Annotated in this window: 13 protein-coding genes and 2 rRNA genes; 6 read left to right on the forward strand and 9 right to left on the reverse strand. The window is 52.5% G+C overall.

Annotated elements, in window-relative coordinates; genetic code table 11:
• Nucleotides 1-18: 18 nt before the first annotated feature.
• Nucleotides 19-405: a hypothetical protein gene (locus K3T82_RS04355; protein WP_220192265.1), complete on the reverse strand. Its 387-nt coding sequence runs from the start codon at nt 403-405 to the stop codon at nt 19-21.
• Nucleotides 406-715: 310 nt separating this feature from the next.
• The gene (locus K3T82_RS04360) at nt 716-2,578 is read right to left on the reverse strand and encodes a glycoside hydrolase family 15 protein (RefSeq protein WP_236031000.1); all 1,863 of its coding nucleotides are present in this window, start codon (nt 2,576-2,578) and stop codon (nt 716-718) included.
• Between the two features lie 205 nt (nt 2,579-2,783).
• Here K3T82_RS04360 and K3T82_RS04365 point away from each other — a divergent pair, with 205 nt between their 5' ends.
• Nucleotides 2,784-3,878 (forward strand): ParM/StbA family protein, encoded by a 1,095-nt coding sequence (locus K3T82_RS04365; RefSeq protein WP_220192266.1) that lies wholly within the window; start codon nt 2,784-2,786, stop codon nt 3,876-3,878.
• Nucleotides 3,879-3,994: 116 nt separating this feature from the next.
• Nucleotides 3,995-4,501 carry a hypothetical protein gene (locus K3T82_RS04370; protein WP_220192267.1) on the forward strand — a complete coding sequence of 169 codons (507 nt, stop codon included), beginning with the start codon at nt 3,995-3,997 and terminating at the stop codon, nt 4,499-4,501.
• A gap of 174 nt (nt 4,502-4,675) precedes the next feature.
• Here the strand turns inward: K3T82_RS04370 and K3T82_RS04375 are convergent, their stop codons facing one another.
• The 7 genes from K3T82_RS04375 to K3T82_RS04405 all read right to left on the reverse strand — a co-directional run bounded on the left by K3T82_RS04375 (nt 4,676) and on the right by K3T82_RS04405 (nt 15,673).
• A complete protein-coding gene (locus K3T82_RS04375) occupies nt 4,676-5,869 on the reverse strand; it encodes an aminotransferase class V-fold PLP-dependent enzyme (RefSeq protein ID WP_220192268.1) in 1,194 nt (397 codons plus the stop codon).
• A 224-nt stretch (nt 5,870-6,093) separates the two neighbouring features.
• Nucleotides 6,094-6,357, reverse strand: coding sequence for a glutaredoxin family protein (locus K3T82_RS04380; protein WP_236031002.1), 264 nt, complete (start codon nt 6,355-6,357; stop codon nt 6,094-6,096).
• 130 nt (nt 6,358-6,487) lie between these two features.
• Nucleotides 6,488-8,077: a hydantoinase B/oxoprolinase family protein gene (locus tag K3T82_RS04385; protein WP_220192269.1), complete on the reverse strand. Its 1,590-nt coding sequence runs from the start codon at nt 8,075-8,077 to the stop codon at nt 6,488-6,490.
• Nucleotides 8,078-8,081: 4 nt separating this feature from the next.
• The gene (locus K3T82_RS04390; protein WP_220192270.1) at nt 8,082-10,088 is read right to left on the reverse strand and encodes a hydantoinase/oxoprolinase family protein; all 2,007 of its coding nucleotides are present in this window, start codon (nt 10,086-10,088) and stop codon (nt 8,082-8,084) included.
• A 435-nt stretch (nt 10,089-10,523) separates the two neighbouring features.
• Nucleotides 10,524-13,504 (reverse strand): 23S ribosomal RNA (locus tag K3T82_RS04395).
• Nucleotides 13,505-13,860: 356 nt separating this feature from the next.
• Nucleotides 13,861-15,335, reverse strand: a 16S ribosomal RNA gene (locus K3T82_RS04400).
• Together the 16S and 23S rRNA genes form the textbook arrangement of a ribosomal RNA operon.
• A 134-nt stretch (nt 15,336-15,469) precedes the next feature.
• A complete protein-coding gene (locus K3T82_RS04405; protein WP_220192271.1) occupies nt 15,470-15,673 on the reverse strand; it encodes a hypothetical protein in 204 nt (67 codons plus the stop codon).
• A 351-nt stretch (nt 15,674-16,024) separates the two neighbouring features.
• Here K3T82_RS04405 and K3T82_RS04410 point away from each other — a divergent pair, with 351 nt between their 5' ends.
• The 4 genes from K3T82_RS04410 to K3T82_RS04425 all read left to right on the forward strand — a co-directional run bounded on the left by K3T82_RS04410 (nt 16,025) and on the right by K3T82_RS04425 (nt 19,327).
• The gene (locus K3T82_RS04410) at nt 16,025-16,282 is read left to right on the forward strand and encodes an SHOCT domain-containing protein (protein ID WP_220192272.1); all 258 of its coding nucleotides are present in this window, start codon (nt 16,025-16,027) and stop codon (nt 16,280-16,282) included.
• 191 nt (nt 16,283-16,473) lie between these two features.
• Nucleotides 16,474-17,307: a phytanoyl-CoA dioxygenase family protein gene (locus K3T82_RS04415; protein ID WP_220192273.1), complete on the forward strand. Its 834-nt coding sequence runs from the start codon at nt 16,474-16,476 to the stop codon at nt 17,305-17,307.
• 50 nt (nt 17,308-17,357) lie between these two features.
• Complete coding sequence (locus tag K3T82_RS04420; RefSeq protein WP_220192274.1) at nt 17,358-18,146, forward strand: PIG-L deacetylase family protein; 789 nt, start codon at nt 17,358-17,360, stop codon at nt 18,144-18,146.
• A complete protein-coding gene (locus K3T82_RS04425) occupies nt 18,143-19,327 on the forward strand; it encodes a beta-galactosidase (RefSeq protein ID WP_220192275.1) in 1,185 nt (394 codons plus the stop codon). Before K3T82_RS04420 ends, K3T82_RS04425 begins: the two co-directional genes overlap by 4 nt.
• Nucleotides 19,328-19,367: the final 40 nt, after the last annotated feature.

Consider the following 19,367-nt stretch of genomic DNA (forward strand, 5'->3'; position numbering starts at 1 on the left):
ATGAACCATCATTGAGCCTTAATGACCGCGCCGAATTACACGCTGCATATACACAACCGTCTCCTGGATCTCATATCCCTTTGGAAGCTTGGTGCTCTTCTCCTGCTGAGGCATAAGTACATCTTTGATATCCTTCACAGAGGGTAAGGCGCTGGCGACCATTTTAGACGACGGCATTAGACGAGCCAGCAAATTACGGCGCAAGAGCTCAATACCAACCCCAAGCGCGAGAGCACCAACGCCAGCCGCAACACTCTTCGAAACCCGTGGATTATATAAAACCGCTGGTAAGTTTGAATGATGTGTTGTGACCAGGCTTTGAGACCTCTCTACCAACTCAGTGCCACACCTGGTACAAATAATTTCCTCAGCCGCGTTCTCAACATGACATGTAGGACAATACATTTAAATTCCTCCTCATGAGGTAAAAATGAAGCCGTTTCTATCGCTTATGTAATAGAGAAGCTTTTTATTCTATTATACAATCTCCACGCCTGCGAACCTGCGAACGTAGCATCTGTAGTACCTCCATCGCTCCTGAATTCCATACGTATGAAGGAAGCTTTTCGACGCACTCCTGACACTTACGGCTTAAGCGTCTTGAAGGGCTATGGAATACGGGCGAGTTATCAATAGCAAACCGGCTCATATCCTATAATTCCTCAAAACGCTTAAGATGGTGCTGAGTTCAGGATAGATTGTGGGGACACAGAATCTATCCCTTGTAAAGAGGAAGCATGGAGAGGTCGCGGCTACGATAACGTAGCAACGGACTATTGAGCGCCTGATCCACCGTATGGCAAGCCGTAATAAGCGAGAGATGGGTGAAGGCCTGCGGATAGTTACCCAGCGCCTCTCCTGTGGGGCCAATCTCCTCTGCATAGAGACCAAGGTGATTGGCATAGGTAAACACATTCTCCAAAATCAGGCGCGCTTCCTCCAACTGGCCCGCATTCGCCAGCGCTTCGGCAAGCCAGAAACTACAGGGGCTGAAGACCCCCTCTTGACTGCGCAAACCATCATCTGCGGCAACGGATGGAAGGTAACGATAGACCAATGAATCACGACTTAAATCGGACTGAACACGCGCTATCGTACTCAACATACGCGGATCGGTAGCTCCCAAAAACTTTGTAATGGTAATCAATAGCGCGCTGGCATCAATCGCATTGCTGCCATAATATTGCACAAAACTTTGCTTCTCTTCATTCCAACCTCGCTGCATCATCTCTTCATAAATGATGCCACTGGTACGCAACCATTCATCCAACGGCGCATACCAGCCGCGATGGCGAGTCAGACGTATAGCACGATCAAAGGCAACCCAGCACATCAAGCGCGAATGGACAAAATTCTTCGCGCCCCCGCGAACCTCCCAGATGCCCTCATCAGGTTCATGCCAATGCAGACTCAACCAGGAAAGCAAACGACGCAAATTCTGCCAGAGATCATAGGAGACATCTTCGTAGCGATTGTAAATGTAAATGGCGTCCATCAATTCACCATAAATGTCGAGTTGCTTCTGATTATATGCACCATTCCCCACGCGCACAGGACGACTACTCAGATACCCCTCCAGGTGATCTAAAGTATGTTCAGAGAGATCATGAGCTCCATCAATACCATAAATTGGTTGAAGTGCTCCATTCTCTTCAATCTCATGACAGCGAGCGTTCAACCAACCCATGAACGCCTCAGCCTCCTGTGAAAATCCCAGCAGAAGCAAGCTATATAGAGTAAAGGCCGCGTCACGCAGCCAGGTAAAGCGATAATCCCAGTTGCGTGCGCCGCCAATGGTCTCTGGCAGGCTGGTAGTTGGAGCGGCAACAATCGCGCCAGTTGGTGCATACGTCAACAACTTGAGCACAAGCGCCGAACGCCGCACCATCTCACGCCAGCGACCAAGGTACTGACATTGAGACAGCCAGTTATGCCAATAGGAGCGCGTCTTCAAAAAGGCTTCTTCGTAATAGTGGGGATAGTAATGAATGACCAACTCGCCCTCAGTCACACACTCTAGTGAAAAGTATGCCGATTCGCCCTCCTGTAACGTAAACGTGGCTTGCACGCCTCCCATACCATCCGCCTCAATAGGGACACTGGAATCAAGTGCCAGGCTTAACTCGCTACTCTGAAAGAGAGCCCCGGACTCAGAAAGCTGCAATTCATGGCCCTCACGTGCGTAATTAAAAGCAGGCCGACAATTTAGGTGAAACGACAGCGATCCACGCACGACCTTAACGATACGGATAATCTGATGTTGATAACCCAGCCGTTGAGCGGGATAGACAGGCATAAAATCAGTAATCTGTCCAACACCATCATTAGTGAGAAAGCGTGTAATCAGGATATTCGTCTCGGGCCAGTACAATTGACGCAATCCGGCAGTAATCGTCTCGGGCGGAGCAATACAAAAGAAGCCCCCCTTTTCAGCGTCGAGCAAGCGACCGAAGACGCTAGGAGCGTCGAAACGCGGCAGGCAACACCAATCAATCGAGCCATTTTTCCCTATCAGCGCGACGGTATGCAGATCACCAATCATTCCATAGTCTTCAATAGGCAGATATTTCTTGGACACCTGGCATATCTCCTAATAGTTGTAGGGCATCACTCTTCACTGACCTTCTTTTACTATAGTACTCAGACATGAGAATAGATCTATTGGAGGTGTACCTGACCTATGATACGATACTAACGCGGAACTCAATCGTTTAATTACAACAGGACGAGAATCTATAATTTGCAAATATTCACATTAGCAAGCGAAGAAGGACCCTATTTTCATGAAATGGTATCCCTATGGCCATGATTTTGGCAATGCAGAGATTGGTGGAGTCACAGTTATCAATGGCAAAATCAACTCACTAAGCCTACCTACCGCATTCTCTAAGGTCGATACGACAGCCATGCGTAACCTTGGCATCAAGCTTGACCAGCCAAATGTTCACATCATTCAATTCTATGAAGAAGAGAACGCTTACGCACTGGGTGATCTCGCGCTTCAACAGTCTATCGACGTCTATCATGGACGCGGCGACATTCAACGTTATTCAGGCAAATATAGCCTACGCAGCCTGCTCACAATCGCGGCAACCCTCATTCCCGATACAGAGTTTGGCATCTACGTCGTCACCGGACTACCCGCGGAAACTTATATCAAAAACTCAGCGTTGCGGAGTTCCATTAAAGCCGCGCTGGACGGCACCTACATCTTTACCCTCAATGGAAGCCAGACTATGCGCCGCGTTACCGTCGAGGTGGCCACTGTGGTCATGGAAGGAGCAGGAGCCCTTATTGCCTACGGTGACAAATCGAATAGCCAGACCACTGAAAGCGCTGTCATTGACATTGGTGGACGTACCACAGACCTGTATGTTGCTCGCGGACAGGTACCTGTGACCGAATACTGTAAAGGTAAGCCACTGGGCGTTGAACGTGCCACACAGATGGTCATGGACGCCTTTGAGAACAAATATGACCGCCCACTCTCCCTCTTTGAAGCGCGCGAGATCATGCATGCCTTCGCGTCACAAGGCGAGAGCAACTATCCAGAGGTCTCCTCCTATGGGACCGCAATCAGCAAGTTTGAGCTAGAACGGCTGGTCAAAGAATCCGTATCTCAGGTCGGAAGCGAGATTGCCTCATTCGTCGCGGCTGCATGGCGACAGAGTGACCGCGACGCGGTTGCGGCCAGTTTCAAGCCCGTGCTGAATATCGGCGGTGGGGTATTCTACTTCTATAACTTCCTGAAACAGCGTATCCCCCATCTTTCGCGCCCAGAAGATCCCGTTCATGCGAATCCCCTTGGCTATTGCAACCTGGCTGGTCGCTTGCTCATGCGTAAAACGCAGGCGAGCCCCAGCAGTAGTGCCGTCTAAGAAGCTGAAGAGAGCATAAAAAGCGAATAAGAGATTTCTACAAAAAGCATTGCCACCTAAACAGCGCTGGTACATGCAGGTTTTGTAGAAGGAGTAGGGAGAGAGACGATTTAGCTATGTCACAAAACTCGTCAGACAAGTTCATTCATTTTACAGTTAATCTTCTTAAAGACTCGGACGCCCTGGAGGCGCTAAGGAGCGATGCCTTAAAACATCACATGATTGACCAGCCTGGTCAACTCATTGCCTTGCGTCTGACAGAATACTATGAGATGATGAACAAGGGCATTGTTCAGCCTGTAGTACGTGTCCCAGCTATCGCGATTCCTACTGAAGCCGAGAATAACCAGGTGGGACAGGAACCAGTTCTCCCAACCGCATCGGTGGCACCACGTCCCGCCCCTGCCCCCACCCATTTTTCGCCTATGCCAAAGCCCATTAGTCCCGCAACTGGAGCACCACCCCAGTATCAGCCTCAGATGCCCGGCAATGGCTCATTTGGAGCGCAGCAGGTGACGGGTAGAATGCGCGCATTGCAGCAAAAGGGAGAAAATATCATTGCGGCCTCGCCTAATGCCGATCAAAACGCCGACGAGGCCGCAGATTACTGGAGCACGCTCTAGCTATCCCTAATATCAGGGATAGCAAATCAGTAATTGCACAAAAAGAGGAGGGGAGCTATTCCAGATCACATGGAGGATCTGGAATAGCTCCCCTCCTCTTTTCCTATGCCCAAGACCGCTCTCCACCAATACGAGCATACAGAGAAGAGCAGTTAGCACAACACGGGCCTGCAATTACCTCGCAGCTAGAATCTCGGCGATGGCCTGAATAACAATAGCATTTTCCTCTATAGTATTGTAGAAATAAGGAGAAATGCGAACCAGGCCCGGACGCGAATCCACAACAATATTACGCGCAACCAATTCCTTCACCACCTGTTGCGGATCCTCTATCTCCAACATTACAATCGAGTTGCGATACTCTGGTTCTTGAGGTGCACGCACCTGCCATCCCTGTTCGCGAGCCTGTGCAATCAAGTCATTGGTGAGATAGCGTGTACGTTCACAAATGCTTTCAACACTCGCCTCTTGCACAATATCCAGACCACCATTGGCTGCATAGACCGCAGCCATAGCAGGTGTCCCCATCTCGATACGCGTCGCGTCCTCTCGAAAAGCGAACTCGCGCGCCTTAAATTGAAACTGCTCGCGATGCCCAAACCAGCCCGCGACCGTTGGCTCAAGCGTTGGGATAAGCCCCTCACGAATATAGACAAACGCAAGGCCTGGGCCACCCATCAACCACTTCAAAGTACCCGTCACTAAAATATCGATATCTTGCGCCACCACATTCAAGGGAATCTGCCCGGTCCCCTGGTAATCATCAACAAGAATATAGGCTCCATGCTTGTGCGCAATATCAGCAACCGCGCGGATATCCTGAATATATCCGCTCGTAAAGGCGACGCGAGAGGTAGCGACCAGTGCAGTACGCTCATCCACCACACTTTCGAAGAGTGCTGGTGGAATGTAGATATGATCAGGACTCTCCACGAACTGGCACTGGACCCCCTGGCGCTCTTTGACAAGCCATTGATAGGTCAGGGTGGGAAAATCCATATCAGCCATGACAACCTTATCACGTGTACCGTAGTTGAGGGCCGAGGATATAGTGCTCAGGGCCGTCGAGACGTTAGGTGCTATCGCGATTTCACGCACATGAGCACCGATAAGGTTCGCAAACTTCTGCCGGGCCTTCGCGATCTCCCCCAACCAGATATCATACCAGGCATGCGCTCCCCACTCATTCCACATCTCCATGAATTGCTCAACGTTCCGCATCGATCGGCGCGAGAGCGCACCAAGTGAGCAGCTATTCAGATAGGTTTTACGCTGCAAAATAGGAAATTCATCTCGGTAGACAAGTAATTCGGGGTGTTCCAACGCTGGCGGTGCAGGATACTGCATCCGTGGCTCGTCTATCGTCATATGGGCTTTACTCCTTCAACAAATAGGGCCGGTCGCATCGGCTGCATATGGCGCAAGGCGGGTCTCTACATCCTGGAATCTATTGTAGCAGAGGAGCGTCGAAATTTACATACCTGATAAGAAAGTGGAGATCATTTAGGAGAAGATTTGCGGGAAAAAACCTCAAAAGCTCTCCTAGCGTGCGTATTTCTGGAGAACTTTTGAGGTGATTAGTGCGCAAAAGCTTACTGCTGAGGGAACTTCTCGGCAAGTTCGCGTGCGCTCGGCTCAGTGAGAATAGAGCCATCGGCGAGGACGATGGTTGGCACAACCCATCTACCGCCATTGACCTTCAGCATCGCTTCTTCGGCCTGCTTGTCTTGCTCTACATTGATATCTTCATAAGCAATGCCATGCGAGTCAAACCAGCGTTTCGCCATCCGACAGTCACCACACCAGGTAGTGCTATACACTTTAATTTTAGTGTCGTTTACCGTTGTATCAGGCACAGAGAACTCCTTTAAAGATAGTTTAAGTGACGAGCGTTTTATATCTCACTTATAGTAACAGTTGGTCAAATCCAATCTATTCCCATAATAATGGTACGGATCAAGGCTTATTAGCTATCAAGAATCATCACTATTTCCCAGGTTCTCCCCATCCCCCACCTCCAGGAGAGGCAATTGTCAGGCGGTCTCCAGGCGCAACCCGTATATGGGCTTTTCCCGGTAAACGCGTCTCCTGCCCATCGTGGTACAATGTATTCTCACCGCACTTCCCAGGTTCTCCACCTCGCAGGCCATAGGGGGCAAAATGTCGCCTCTCAGAGAGCAAGGTCACTTCCGTGGGAACCTCAAATTGAAGCTCACGAATCAAGCCATCACCTCCCCGCGAGGCTCCCGCGCCACCTGAATGATCACGTAGTTGATAGCGAGTGATACGCATAGGATAGGCGTATTCCAACGCCTCAACCGGCGTATTGAGCGTATTGCTCATATGCACATGCACACCCGAGAGGCCATCAAGGTCGGGCCGCGCACCCATCCCACCTCCCATTGTCTCATAATAGGCAAAGAAGCGCTGTGTACGAGGATCGAACCCGCCTGCCGTCAAGTTATTCATGGTTCCCTGGCTTGCTGCAAGAATAACATCAGGTAAGGCTTGCGCGAGCGCGCCAAAGACAACATCCGTAATCCGCTGGGACATCTCAACGTTCCCCTGGGCGACGCCAGCGGGCGGGCGAGCATTGACAACGGTTCCTTCAGGAGCGATAACCTGTACTGGAGCAAATGTTCCCTGATTGGTGGGAGCTTCCTCTGGCATCAAACAACGCACGGCATAATAGGCAGCAGACCTGGCGACAGCCGCGACAGTATTAATATTTCCCCGTACCTGCGCGCTACTACCACTAAAATCAACGAGCATATCACTTCCTTGCACCGTGAGCGTTACCTTCACCAGGACAGGCTCCATAGTCAGCCCATCATCGTCCATGTAATCACTAAACTGATAGCTGCCATCGGGTATATCCTCAATGATTGCGCGTGTGATCCGCTCAGCATAAGCAATGAGAGCCTCAACATGCTTATCTAAAGCCTGTACCCCCCAACGCCCCGCAAGTTCCTGAAAGCGACGACTCGCGGTGCGATTGGCGGCGATCTGGGCCGCCAGGTCTCCACGGCGCTCGTCAGGAGTGCGCACATTGCGCAGGATGAGAGTGAGTAGCGCCTGATTGGGCTGACCAGCCTCCCAGATTTTCAGGGGAGGGATAATAATGCCCTCCTGATAGATCTCACTAGCCAGAGGCATCGAACCAGGCGACATGCCGCCAACATCAGAGTGATGGGCGCGATTGGCCGCAAAGCCTAGAAGGTGTTGCTCTCCATCAAGCTCCGTATAAATAGGTGTAATCAAGGTAATATCAGGCAGATGCGAACCACCAAGAAAGGGGTCGTTCAAGGCAATGATATCGCCGGGCGCGAAAGATGAAAAGGTACGCAGCGCCGCCGCTACTGAATCTGGCATGGCACCCAAATGCACAGGCATATGCGCAGCCTGGGCTACCATACGACCTTGTGCATCAAAGAGAGCGCATGAGTAATCACGACGCTCCTTAATATTAGGAGAATAGCTGCTGAGCATGAGTACAGTGCCCATTTCTTCCGCTGCAGCCGTCAATGCGCTGCGAAAAACCTCCAGACTCACAGGGGTTACAGGGGTTGTCATCATTGGTTTAATCCTCCACTGAACGCTCTAGCAGCAGGTTACCAACAACGTCGACTTGTGCTTGCCACAACGGCGGGATTACAGTCGTCGTATCATACTGGATAATGAGTGCAGGCCCTTGAAAGCGCATACCTGCATGCAATCTTTCACGCTCGTAGAGTGCAGCGGTTTGAGGTAATACCTGATTATCCCTGCCAAAGATAGCAATGCGCGTCTCTTTCGGCTCAGGAGTGAGATTGGAGGCAGGATTATATCGTTCCAGAGAGAGTTGATCGGTACGTCCGCGCGCCTTCAAACGCACGTTCACGACCTGTACGTGCTCATGCGGATCACTATAGCCAAAGCGTTGCTCATGGGCTAGGTTAAAGCGCTCCACGACATCCCGCATATCGCCAGCAAAAGAAATAGCTAGCTCATAGGATTGTCCCACATAGCGCAGATCAAGAGATCTCTCTAGGGAAATCTGCTCCTCGGTCAGTCCCTCGCGCAATAAATCATCTCTCCCCTGCGCCTCTAGCTCGTTTAAAACGGAGTTCACCGTCTCCAGAGCGTTCTCAGTGGGCACCATGACTGTACGCACATAATCCTTGAGAGTATCAGCGGCCACCATTCCAAGCGCGGAGAGGACACCTGGAACCGTTGGAATCAGCACGCGAGGTATACCTAGAGCCTCAGCAAGTTCACAGGCATGCAAAGGGCCAGCACCACCAAAAGCGACAAGAGTATAATCACGAGGGTCACTGCCGCGCTCGACGGAGATCACACGCATTGCGGCTTCCATATTCGCATTTACAACGGCTATGATGCCTAAAGCAGCCTCCTCAATAGTAGTATGCATATGCTCGGCAATCTTCGCAACCGCCGCATGCGCGCGATCTCTGTCCAGGGTCATAGTGCCGCCGAGGAAAGCATCCGGCAACAACCTACCAAGCACGACATTCGCATCGGTCACAGTTGCTTCTTCGCCACCACTCCCATAAGCGGCAGGGCCGGGATACGCCCCCGATGAGCGGGGTCCGACACGCAAAGCACCTCCCACATCAAACCAGGCAATGCTCCCACCACCAGCCCCCACAGTATGAATATCAATCATAGGGAGCCTTGTAGGATAGCCTCCAAGAGTGCCGCTCGTTGTTTCGACGATAGAACCATTAATGAGCGCGACATCGGTTGATGTGCCACCAATATCTAGTGTGATAGTCTGCTCAAAACCAGAGGCACGCGCGACAAACGCCGCGCCTACCACGCCAGCAGCAGGGCCTGACAGCAGGGTACGCGCGGCTTCCTGCCGCGCAGTTTCGCTAGAAATAGAACCGCCATTGGATTGCATAATACGCAATGAAGTCCGCGACGGGAGAGCATGCTCAAGGTGTCCAAGATAACGATCCATCAGAGGCCCAACATAGGCATTTAAAACCGTCGTGCTGGTTCGTTCAAACTCACGGAACTCAGGCAACACATCACAAGAAGCAGAAACAGAGAAACCAGCATCTCGCGCGGCGTGCGCGACCTTACGTTCATGCGTTGGGTTTACGAAACTGAAGAGGAAAGAGATAGCGACCGACTCGACACCTGCTATATGTAAATTCTCAAGAGCCTGTGCCAGCGAAGCCTCATCCAAAGCGATAATCGCCTCACCCCGTTCATTCAGGCGCTCAATCACCTCCATACGCCACTTCCGAGGAACCAGAGGTGGAAGCTTTTGTACACGTAAATCGTAAATTCTGGGGCGGGTTTGGCGTCCTATCTCCAGCACATCGCGAAAGCCAGCGGTTGTAATCAGACCTGTTCGCGCGCCCTTATGCTCCAATACCGCATTGGTCGCAACAGTTGATCCATGTACCAGAACACGTACATCATCTAGAGCCTGCACAGCATCCAGGCCCTGAATTACTGCTCTTGATGGGTCATCGGGGGTAGACAATATTTTATGGACTTTGAAGCGGCCATTTTGCAGTAAGACAATATCGGTAAATGTGCCGCCGGTATCGACGCCCACAAGCAAGCTTGCCATGATTTACATACCCTTTCCCAATAGTTAGTTTCAGGTCCCACGCGAAAACCGAAGCCGCTGCTCGCGGCTAACGTGAATTCCTTAGACGAACATCTGACGCATCAGCGCTAGCCGCCTGAACGGCGGCGTTGATGTTCGTATCAAGAAAAACGCGCATAGGTTTTCGGATATGGAGTAAGGTATCTGCGTATATAGTACAATATGCTACGCTCATGGGGCATGCTTGAATACTTAATTATTTACACACACGAAAAAGAGTTCGCGATGTCGCGCTGCGACCTCGGAACCCTCTTGTCTCCTCGAACCAACTCAATCATGTTTCCCTCAATTTTGCTGAGCCACGCTCCTGCCTGCTCCCACACATGCGCTTCTCCCTTCACAGCAGCCCATGAGAACCACTCCCACACAGGATCATACACACACATACACGTTGGTGGCAACAAGCCGTACGATCATTAGTACTGCTCCGCTTCGCCTGTTACCAGTCGTCCACGCGCAGCCTATCTACCAGGTCTTCTTCCTGGGATCTTGACCTACTCCGAAGAATAGGTGGGACAAGTCGTCTTGGGGTCGGCTTCGCGCTTAGATGCTTTCAGCGCTTCTCCTTTCTTGACGTAGCTACCCAGCTCTGGGGGAGGCCCCCCAACTGGCACACCAGCGGTCAAGCCATCTCGGTCCTCTCGTACTGAAGATGACTCCCCTCACTTCTCCTACGCCCACGACGGATAGAGACCGAACTGTCTCGCGACGTTCTGAACCCAGCTCGCGTGCCGCTTTCATGGGCGAACAGCCCAACCCTTGGGACCTACTCCAGCCCCAGGATGCGACGAGCCGACATCGAGGTGCCAAACCTTGCCGTCGATGTGAACTCTTGGGCAAGATAAGCCTGTTATCCCCGGGGTAGCTTTTATCCGTTGAGCCACACTCCTTCCACTCGGGAATGTGGGATCACTAAGCCCGACTTTCGTCCCTGCTCGGCGCGTCTGCCTCGCAGTCAAGCTCCCTTGTGCCTTTACACTCTTGAGAGGGTGATGTCCATCCACCCTGAGGGAACCTTTGGGCGCCTCCGTTACTCTTTGGGAGGCGACCGCCCCAGTCAAACTACCCATCTGGCCCTGTTCACGCTCCGGATCACGGATGCGTGTGAGACACAAACCATGGTGAGAGTGGTATTTCACTGCTGCCTCCTCCGCCCCCACAAGGGCGAAATCCTCGGCTCCCACCTATCCTACGCACACCATACTTCGTTTCCAGGCCAAACTGTAGTAAAGCTCCACGGGGTCTTTTTGTCCTGTCGTGGGTAACCCGTATCTTCACGGGTACTTCAATTTCGCCGAGTCCTCTGTCGAGACAGTGCCCAAGTCGTTTCTCCTTTCGTGCGGGTCGGAACTTACCCGACAAGGAATTTCGCTACCTTAGGACCGTTATAGTTACGGCCGCCGTTCACCGGGGCTTAGATTCGTGGCTACGCTCACCACTCCTCGTAACCTTCCGGCACTGGGCAGGAGTCAGCCCCTATACTTCCGCTCTCGCGTTCGCAGAGACCTGTGTTTTTGGTAAACAGTCGCTTGGGCCTCGTTTTTGCAGCCTTCTCACCACCTCTTGTCTTACCAAGAGACAGCTACTCAGGCCCCCCTTCTTCCGAAGGTACGGGGTCAATTTGCCGAGTTCCTTAACAGAGGGTCGCTCGATCACCTGGGGAGAGTTCCCCCTGCCTACCTGTGTCGGTTTGCGGTACGGGCGCACAGTCTTCTGGCGAGAGGCTTTTCTTGGCGGCCTGGGCTCCGATGACTTCCGCACCCTCGCGGGCGCTCGGCCCAGCAGTCACGCTTTTCGCAACCGGGATTTGCCTCGGTCACGCGCTTCTGGCTGGGCACCGGTCCTGTCCATTCGACCGGCTCACCTTCCCTACCGCGTCCCCCCATTGCTCCATCACGAAGCTGTGCGGTGCAGGAATCTCTGACCTGCTTTCCATCGCCTACGGCTTAACGCCCTCGGCTTAGGTCCCGACTCACCCTGGGACGATTGACGTTGCCCAGGAACCCTCAGGCATTCGGTGTATCTGGTTCTCGCAGATATTGCGCTACTCATTCCGGCATTCTCACTTCCTGCCGCTCCACCAGTCCTTGCGATCTGGCTTCTCTGCCACAGGAACGCTCCCCTACCATCTCTAGCTCAGCTAGAGATCCATGGCTTCGGGACGATGCTTGAGCCTCGGTACGTTGTCGGTGCCATTGCACTCGACCAGTGAGCTATTACGCACTCTTTAAATGATGGCTGCTTCTAAGCCAACATCCTGGCTGTTTGGGCGCATTGACCCCCTTTGACACTGAGCATCGATTTTGAGCCCTTAGCCGATGGTCTGGGCTGTTTCCCTTTTGACGACGAAGCTTAGCCCCCGCCGTCTCACTCACCCGCATCCTGTCCTGGCATTCGGAGTTTGGTTAGGGTTGGTAACCCGCACAGGGCCCCTAGCCTACTCAGTGCTCTACCTCCAGGATAGTTCTCTCGGGTGGCTGTACCTCAATACATTTCGGGGAGAACCAGCTATCTCCGTGTTCGATTAGCATTTCACCCCTATCCACAAGTCATCCCCCAGTTTTGCAACACTGGTGGGTTCGAGCCTCGACGGACTGTTACATCCGCTTCACTCTGCTCATGGATAGCTCACACGGTTTCGGGTCGCATCGCCGCTACGCGCACGCCTTATTCAGACTCGGTTGCCCTCTGGCTCCCCAGCTTTAACGCTGGTTAACCCGCAACGTGCGATGCACTCGCCGGATCATTCTACAAAAGGCACGCCATCAGCCCTTACTTCCTCATGGAAGAGTGGCCTCTGACTGCTGGTGAGTACGTGGTTTCAGGGTCTCTTTCATCCCCCTCTCGGGGTCCTTTTCACCTTTCCCTCACGGTACTTGTTCGCTATCGGTCGCTGAAGCTCTTTAGCCTTGGAGGGTGGTCCCCCCAGCTTCCCACAAGATTGCACGTGTCTCGTGGTACTCAGGATCCTTCCCACCGTACTGCCCCCGACCTCTACGGGACTCTCACCCCCTCTGGTGGCACGTTCCAATGCCTTCAAGTAAGGTCAGTATGGTGTTGATGGAAGTCCTACAACCCCGCCACGTCCGAGGACGTGATGGTTTGGGCTACCTCCCGGTTCGCTCGCCACTACTACGGGAATCTCGGTTGATTTCTCTTGCGCAGGCTACTGAGATGTTTCAGTTCGCCCACGATCCTCCACACCGTCTATGTGTTCAACGGTGGGTCTCCAGACATAACTCTGGAGGGGTTGCCCCATTGGGAATCTCAGGGATCATAGCTTGGATGCAGCTCCCCCTGAACGTTTCGCCGGTCTCCGCGTCCTTCATCGGACTTCAGCGCCAAGGCATCCACCTCGTACTCTCTGTCGCTTGTTCTGCCTTGCCGTTTTCTTCGCCGAATGTGAAGAATTGTTGTTAGTGTGTATCTACCCTTTGTTGTTGGGATTCGGTCTTCATGTTCACTGTCAGCGATCAGCGCTCGCGCGGGATGCTCCCCGTCGTGTGAAAACACACTCTAGAAAGCAGCAGGCACAGCGTGCTCGCTCAGCAAAATTGAAGGAAACATGTTCGGTTGTTCAAGGTGCTCGGGTGAGACTCGCATATCCCTCACGAAGAGGGACGACGAAGCGCTCAACCGCTCAAGAGTGGAAGCAGCTTTCAACATCAGCACCACAGGTTCCTGTTCGACCTGGAAGTTGAGGTGACCTCATGGGTCCCTCGTGACTCCCTAGAAAGGAGGTGATCCAGCCGCACCTTCCGGTACAGCTACCTTGTTACGACTTCACCCCAATCACCGACCCCACCCTCGACGCCTGCCTCCCAAAGGGTTAGCCTGGCGGCTTCAGGTGTTGCCGACTTTCGTGGTGTGACGGGCGGTGTGTACAAGACCCGGGAACGTATTCACCGTAGTGTGCTGACCTACGGTTACTAGCAACTCCTCCTTCATGCAGGCGAGTTTCAGCCTGCAATCTGAACTGAGACCGGCTTTCTGAGCTTGGCTCCCCCTCGCGGGTTCGCTTCCCTTTGTCTCCGGCCATTGTAGCGTGTGTGTCGCCCAGGTCGTAAGGGCCGTGCTGACTTGACGTCATCCCCGCCTTCCTCCCTTTCGGGCAGTCCCACCTGAAACCTATAACAGGCAGTAGGGGTTGCGCTCGTTGCGGGACTTAACCCAACATCTCACGACACGAGCTGACGACAGCCATGCAGCACCTGTGTGAACGCTCCGAAGAGCACAGTGCATTACCACTGCTTCGTCCACATGTCAAGACCTGGTAAGGTTCTTCGCGTTGCATCGAATTAAACCACACGCTCCGCTGCTTGTGCGGGTCCCCGTCAATTCCTTTGAGTTTTAATCTTGCGACCGTACTCCCCAGGCGGACCACTTATTGTGTTTACTTCGACACGGAGGGGGTCGATACCCCCCACATCTAGTGGTCATCGTTTACGGCCAGGACTACCGGGGTATCTAATCCCGTTCGCTCCCCTGGCTTTCGCACCTGAGCGTCAGGTACTTCCCAGGACACTGCCTTCGCCTTTGGTGTTCCTCCGGATCTCTACGCATTTCACCACTCCACCCGGAATTCCGTGTCCCTCTGAAGTCCTCAAGTCCTACAGTTTCCGTTCGCCTCTCCCGGTTGAGCCAGGAGCTGTCAGAACAGACTTACAGGACCGCCTGCGTGCCCTTTACGCCCAGTAACTCCGGACAACGCTCGCCCCTACGTATTACCGCGGCTGCTGGCACGTAGTTAGCCGGGGCTTCTTCCTGAGGTACCGTCCGTTCTCGTCCCTCAGAAAAGCAGTTTACACTCCGAAAAGCGTCTTCCTGCACGCGGCGTTGCTCGTTCAGGGTTGCCCCCATTGACGAAAATTCCTCACTGCTGCCCCCCGTAGGAGTCTGGGCCGTTCTCAATCCCAGTGTGGCTGACCATCCTCTCAGACCAGCTACTGATCGTCGCCTTGGTGAGCTTTTACCTCACCAACCAGCTAATCAGGCGCAGGCCCATCCTCAGGCGTCCCGAAGGACTTTCCTTCTTGCGAAGGCTATGCGGTATTGTCGGCGATTTCTCGCCGGTATTCCTCACCTGGGGGTAGGTACCCACGTGTTCCTCACCCGTCCGCCACTCCCTTGTTGCCAAGGGCGTTCGACTTGCATGTGTTAGGCACGCCGCCAGCGTTTATCCTGAGCCAGGATCAAACTCGCCATTCAAGTTGTGAATGTATCTCGACTCACCTCACGCGGAGATGAGCGAAGGTGTAAATGAGTTTGCGTCCAGGCTGAAAGAAGTGCTTGGCTTCTTTGTTTGCTTGTTCGCAGAATTGACAGGATTGTGTACCTTCCTCTCATGGCTCCCTTGCGAGAGCGCTGGAAGAAGGGCCAATGTCCATCTGCATTCCACTCTTGAGTTGTTCAGGTACGTCTGAGTCCTCGACGCCGCATGGGCGCCGTCCCCGCCGACCTCGGTGGGTCTGGCGTGTCATCCGGGAGATTCGTTCGTCCTCGCCGGTGACAGGTGTCATTATCGCATAGGCTTTGCGCTTTGTCAAGCCTTTTTCTCAGGAGTTTTTCGGTCTCTCGAAAATTTCTTTTCGGAACTCTTGCGAAGAGATCGCTCCTCCTGAGGCTCACGGTGGTGAGCTCGATCCGCCGCTCTTGTGGAGCGAGGGTCATTATCCCACAGCCTCCTATCCCTGTCAATATGTGGATTCCTGGTAGGACTACGGTACTGTTTCTCTAAAAAGGAGGGGTCATAGAGTTCCGTAGATGACAAATTGATGACAAAACTGGACGGCAAAGTTCACAGCTCTGTCATGCTACGACACTATACTTTGGGTACATGCTCATATTGGTGGGCAAATGAAAACAAATGAAAATAAGGAGAATAAGGAGAATACATTATGCACGCAGGATGGGGCTTCTGGCCCATTTTTCCATTGTTCTGGATTGGATTGCTACTCTTCTTCGGTTGGGGTGCGCGGCGCTTCCTTGGCGCACGCGAACGCTACCGCAAATCTTTTGAGAGACCTTTTAATCGTTTCCCCGATATTGACGCGCTGGAGATCCTACGCCGACGCTATGCCCTTGGTGAGATTGATGGCATGACCTTTGATCATATGCGCGAACGCCTCGAAGGTTCCGCGCGCGTTCACGACTAGGCCCTTCAGCCACCATAGTCCTTTTCCCTGTGCTCTCATTGCCCCTCTATACAGCAGGCTAGCAAGGAACGCCGCATTCCCCAGATCTCAAAGGCGCGGGGATTTCAGCAGCGGAATGTTATAAGTGTATCAAGAGGGGCACATCCCTACCTCAGGAGGGCAAAGCATTCTCAGGGAAAGGAGCTTTCATTATGAGACTTCTCAGCAATCCATTGACTAGTAATAGCCATACGCTGGTAATGACTCCAGAACGTCTGGGCTGGCTTGAGCCTAGCGATCCAAACCTTCCTATGAAACAATTGCAGAGGCGCTATCAAGAACAGGGCTATCTCTGGCTAAAAGGCTTCTTTAAGCGCAATATTGTTCTCAACTTCCGAGATCATTTCTTTCAATCTATTCAGTCACGTGGACCACAAGCTTTTTTTGAGATCCTCCGCTCACAGGAGTACCAGGATTTCTGCACAATGCCGCGCCTATGGAACTTCTATCAGGCGTTTTTGCGCGGACAGCCATACCTACATAAGCGTAAACTCATTCGCTTCAATCATCCCGGAGAGGATCATTGCACAGGTGGACACTATGATCTGATCTATCTACGTGCTGGAACAGACAAACTTTATACTAGCTGGATTCCCCTTGGGGATACGCCTGTCGAAATGGGAGGATTGATCTATCTGGAACACTCAGACATGGTTGGACGCCAGATGGAGGCGGAATTTCGCGTCAAGAATGCCAATCTATCCGAGGAAGAACGAATCAGCGCTTACAATCAAAATATGCGCGCCAACGGCTGGGTCAGCACCGATCTCGCGGACATGGCCGAGCGCTTTAAGAGTCGCTGGCTGGTCGCCGACTATGAGGCGGGCGATATGGTTATTCACAGCCCCTACATGATTCACGCGGCGACTGTGAACAACGATCCCTTGCAGAGAACCAGGCTCTCCACTGACATCCGTTTCCAATGTATACAAGATGAGATTGATCCGCGCTGGTCCAAGAATTGGGAGATTGGAGATTACCTTTAACAAGTGATGACCATACTAGCAAGCCAGTTGAAAGGGAGCCCAATCCAGTCATGACGCTTCTCTTAATCGAGCTACTGCTTATCATCCCGCTTCTCTGGGTAACAGGATTTCTCATTGCCACGGATTTCGCAGTCCCCTCAAAGAAGCCAGGCCCATTTCGTCGCGTCCTTGTTATCTTTCCCCACGCAGACGATGAAACTATCGGTTGTGGAGGCGTGCTGCATCGCCTGACGGCAAATGGGTGCGCAATTACACTGGTCATTCTCACCAGAGGCGAGCGCGGAGGAATCATGGCAGGTAATGGAGACAGGCTCAAGGAGATTCGCCTGAGAGAAGCTCAAAAAGCAAGCGCGATCCTTGGCATTTCCAGGTTTATTCAGGAAGACTTTGGAGATAGCAAGCTCTCACAGAGGAAGCCAGAACTCATGGGGTTCCTTGATGAGATCATACAACAGGAAAAGCCGGAACTGCTCATGACGTATGACCTCGCGGGCTTTTATGGTCACGCGGACCATATCACTTGCTCTGAGGTGCTTACTGAGCTCAAACAAACCAGGTTTCCCGATCTCCCACTCTGGTATGTAACATTTCCCCGACGTGTGCTAGGCATGGTCAAAGCGCCCGCAGATTTGGAGATAGATAGTCATTTTCGAGAGAAGCAGGCACTCCCCACACATAAGATTTTTATCGGGACCAACGTCGGAGCAAAGATCAGAGCCTGGTATACCTATAAGAGCCAGCACGCCTCTTTAACGAAAAATGTAGGAAGGCTGCTTCCTCCCTGGTTTTTGTTCTCCATGGTGCTCTTCGAATATTTCGCTGAGGTAAATGAAGCATGACGAAAACAAACAAGGGCACAGGCACCATCTGGCGCACCACAGCCCTCCTCGCGGGCGCCACAAGTCTCCTGGCGGCACCGTTCGCGACAGAAGTCCGACTGAAACCAGCAAGCCAGTCGCTAACAGATACATGGCAATCCCTGCCAATCGAACCGCGACACTCGACACAACTTGGAATCAGCTTCCGTACACCGCAGATTGAAGCGCTGCGCTTAGATATGCGAAGCACGCTGGAAACCTTACTGACCTACCCATTTGAGCTCATTCGCCTGGGAGCCTACTGGAAGCGTATAGAGCCTGAGCCGGGCGCGTTTCGCACTGATGAGCTTGATTGGCAGATAGAGGCCGCTGAACGAGCTGGTAAGCAGATCATCCTGTGTCTTGGTCCCCTCAAAACCTTTAGCTATCCCGAGTTCTTTACGCCAGAACATTATCTTCCGCATCCTTTCCCCAATCATACTCGCGTTAAACCTGATGCGTATCCTACGCTTCTGGCTGCCGCAACAGCGTTTATCACACGATTGCTCAAGCGATATAGAGAACACAAGAGTATTATCGCGTGGCAACTCGAACATGAGGCCGTTGATCCACTGGGAATAGAACATAGCTGGCGGCTGGATACAAGCTTTGTCGAACAGGAAATGAAGGCTGTTCGTGAAGTCGATCCTGGCAGGCCAATCCTGCTTAATGGCTTTCTGCCAACCTCGTTGCTCGTCAGCCTCTCGCAGTGGTGGCAGACCCGAGATCAAGGGGACTCGCTAGATGTAGCTCAGCAAATGGCAGATATCGTTGGGATCGACTATTACCCTCGCCATGCGCTCGTAGCCCTTGGAAAGAGAACTGTGTATCTGGATGGCAGTAAGAGTTACTGGTGGCAACAGCGAAGACTCAGGCGGCTATTTTCACAAACGCACTCTCAGAGGCAGAAGCTTATGATTTCAGAGGGACAGGCAGAGCCGTGGGAAGCAATAACGATTCCTCCAAATCCACGTGGGCAAGGTATGTCTAGTTGTCTGCCAGAACACATCATAACGAACTATAATACCTGTATGCGCTGGCCCCAGAAGAGGGGCTTACTATCAGCCTACCTCTTCTGGGGCGCGGAATACTGGATACTCCGTCAGCAATACTCAGACCCAAGCTATCTTCAGGCCTTCGCTCGCATTCTTGAACAAGCCTAAAGGGGAGGGTTCTGAAGAGGATTAGCGCCATCACTGTCTG

The organism is Ktedonospora formicarum (assembly GCF_016587355.1).
GTDB lineage: Bacteria > Chloroflexota > Ktedonobacteria > Ktedonobacterales > Ktedonobacteraceae > Ktedonobacter > Ktedonobacter formicarum.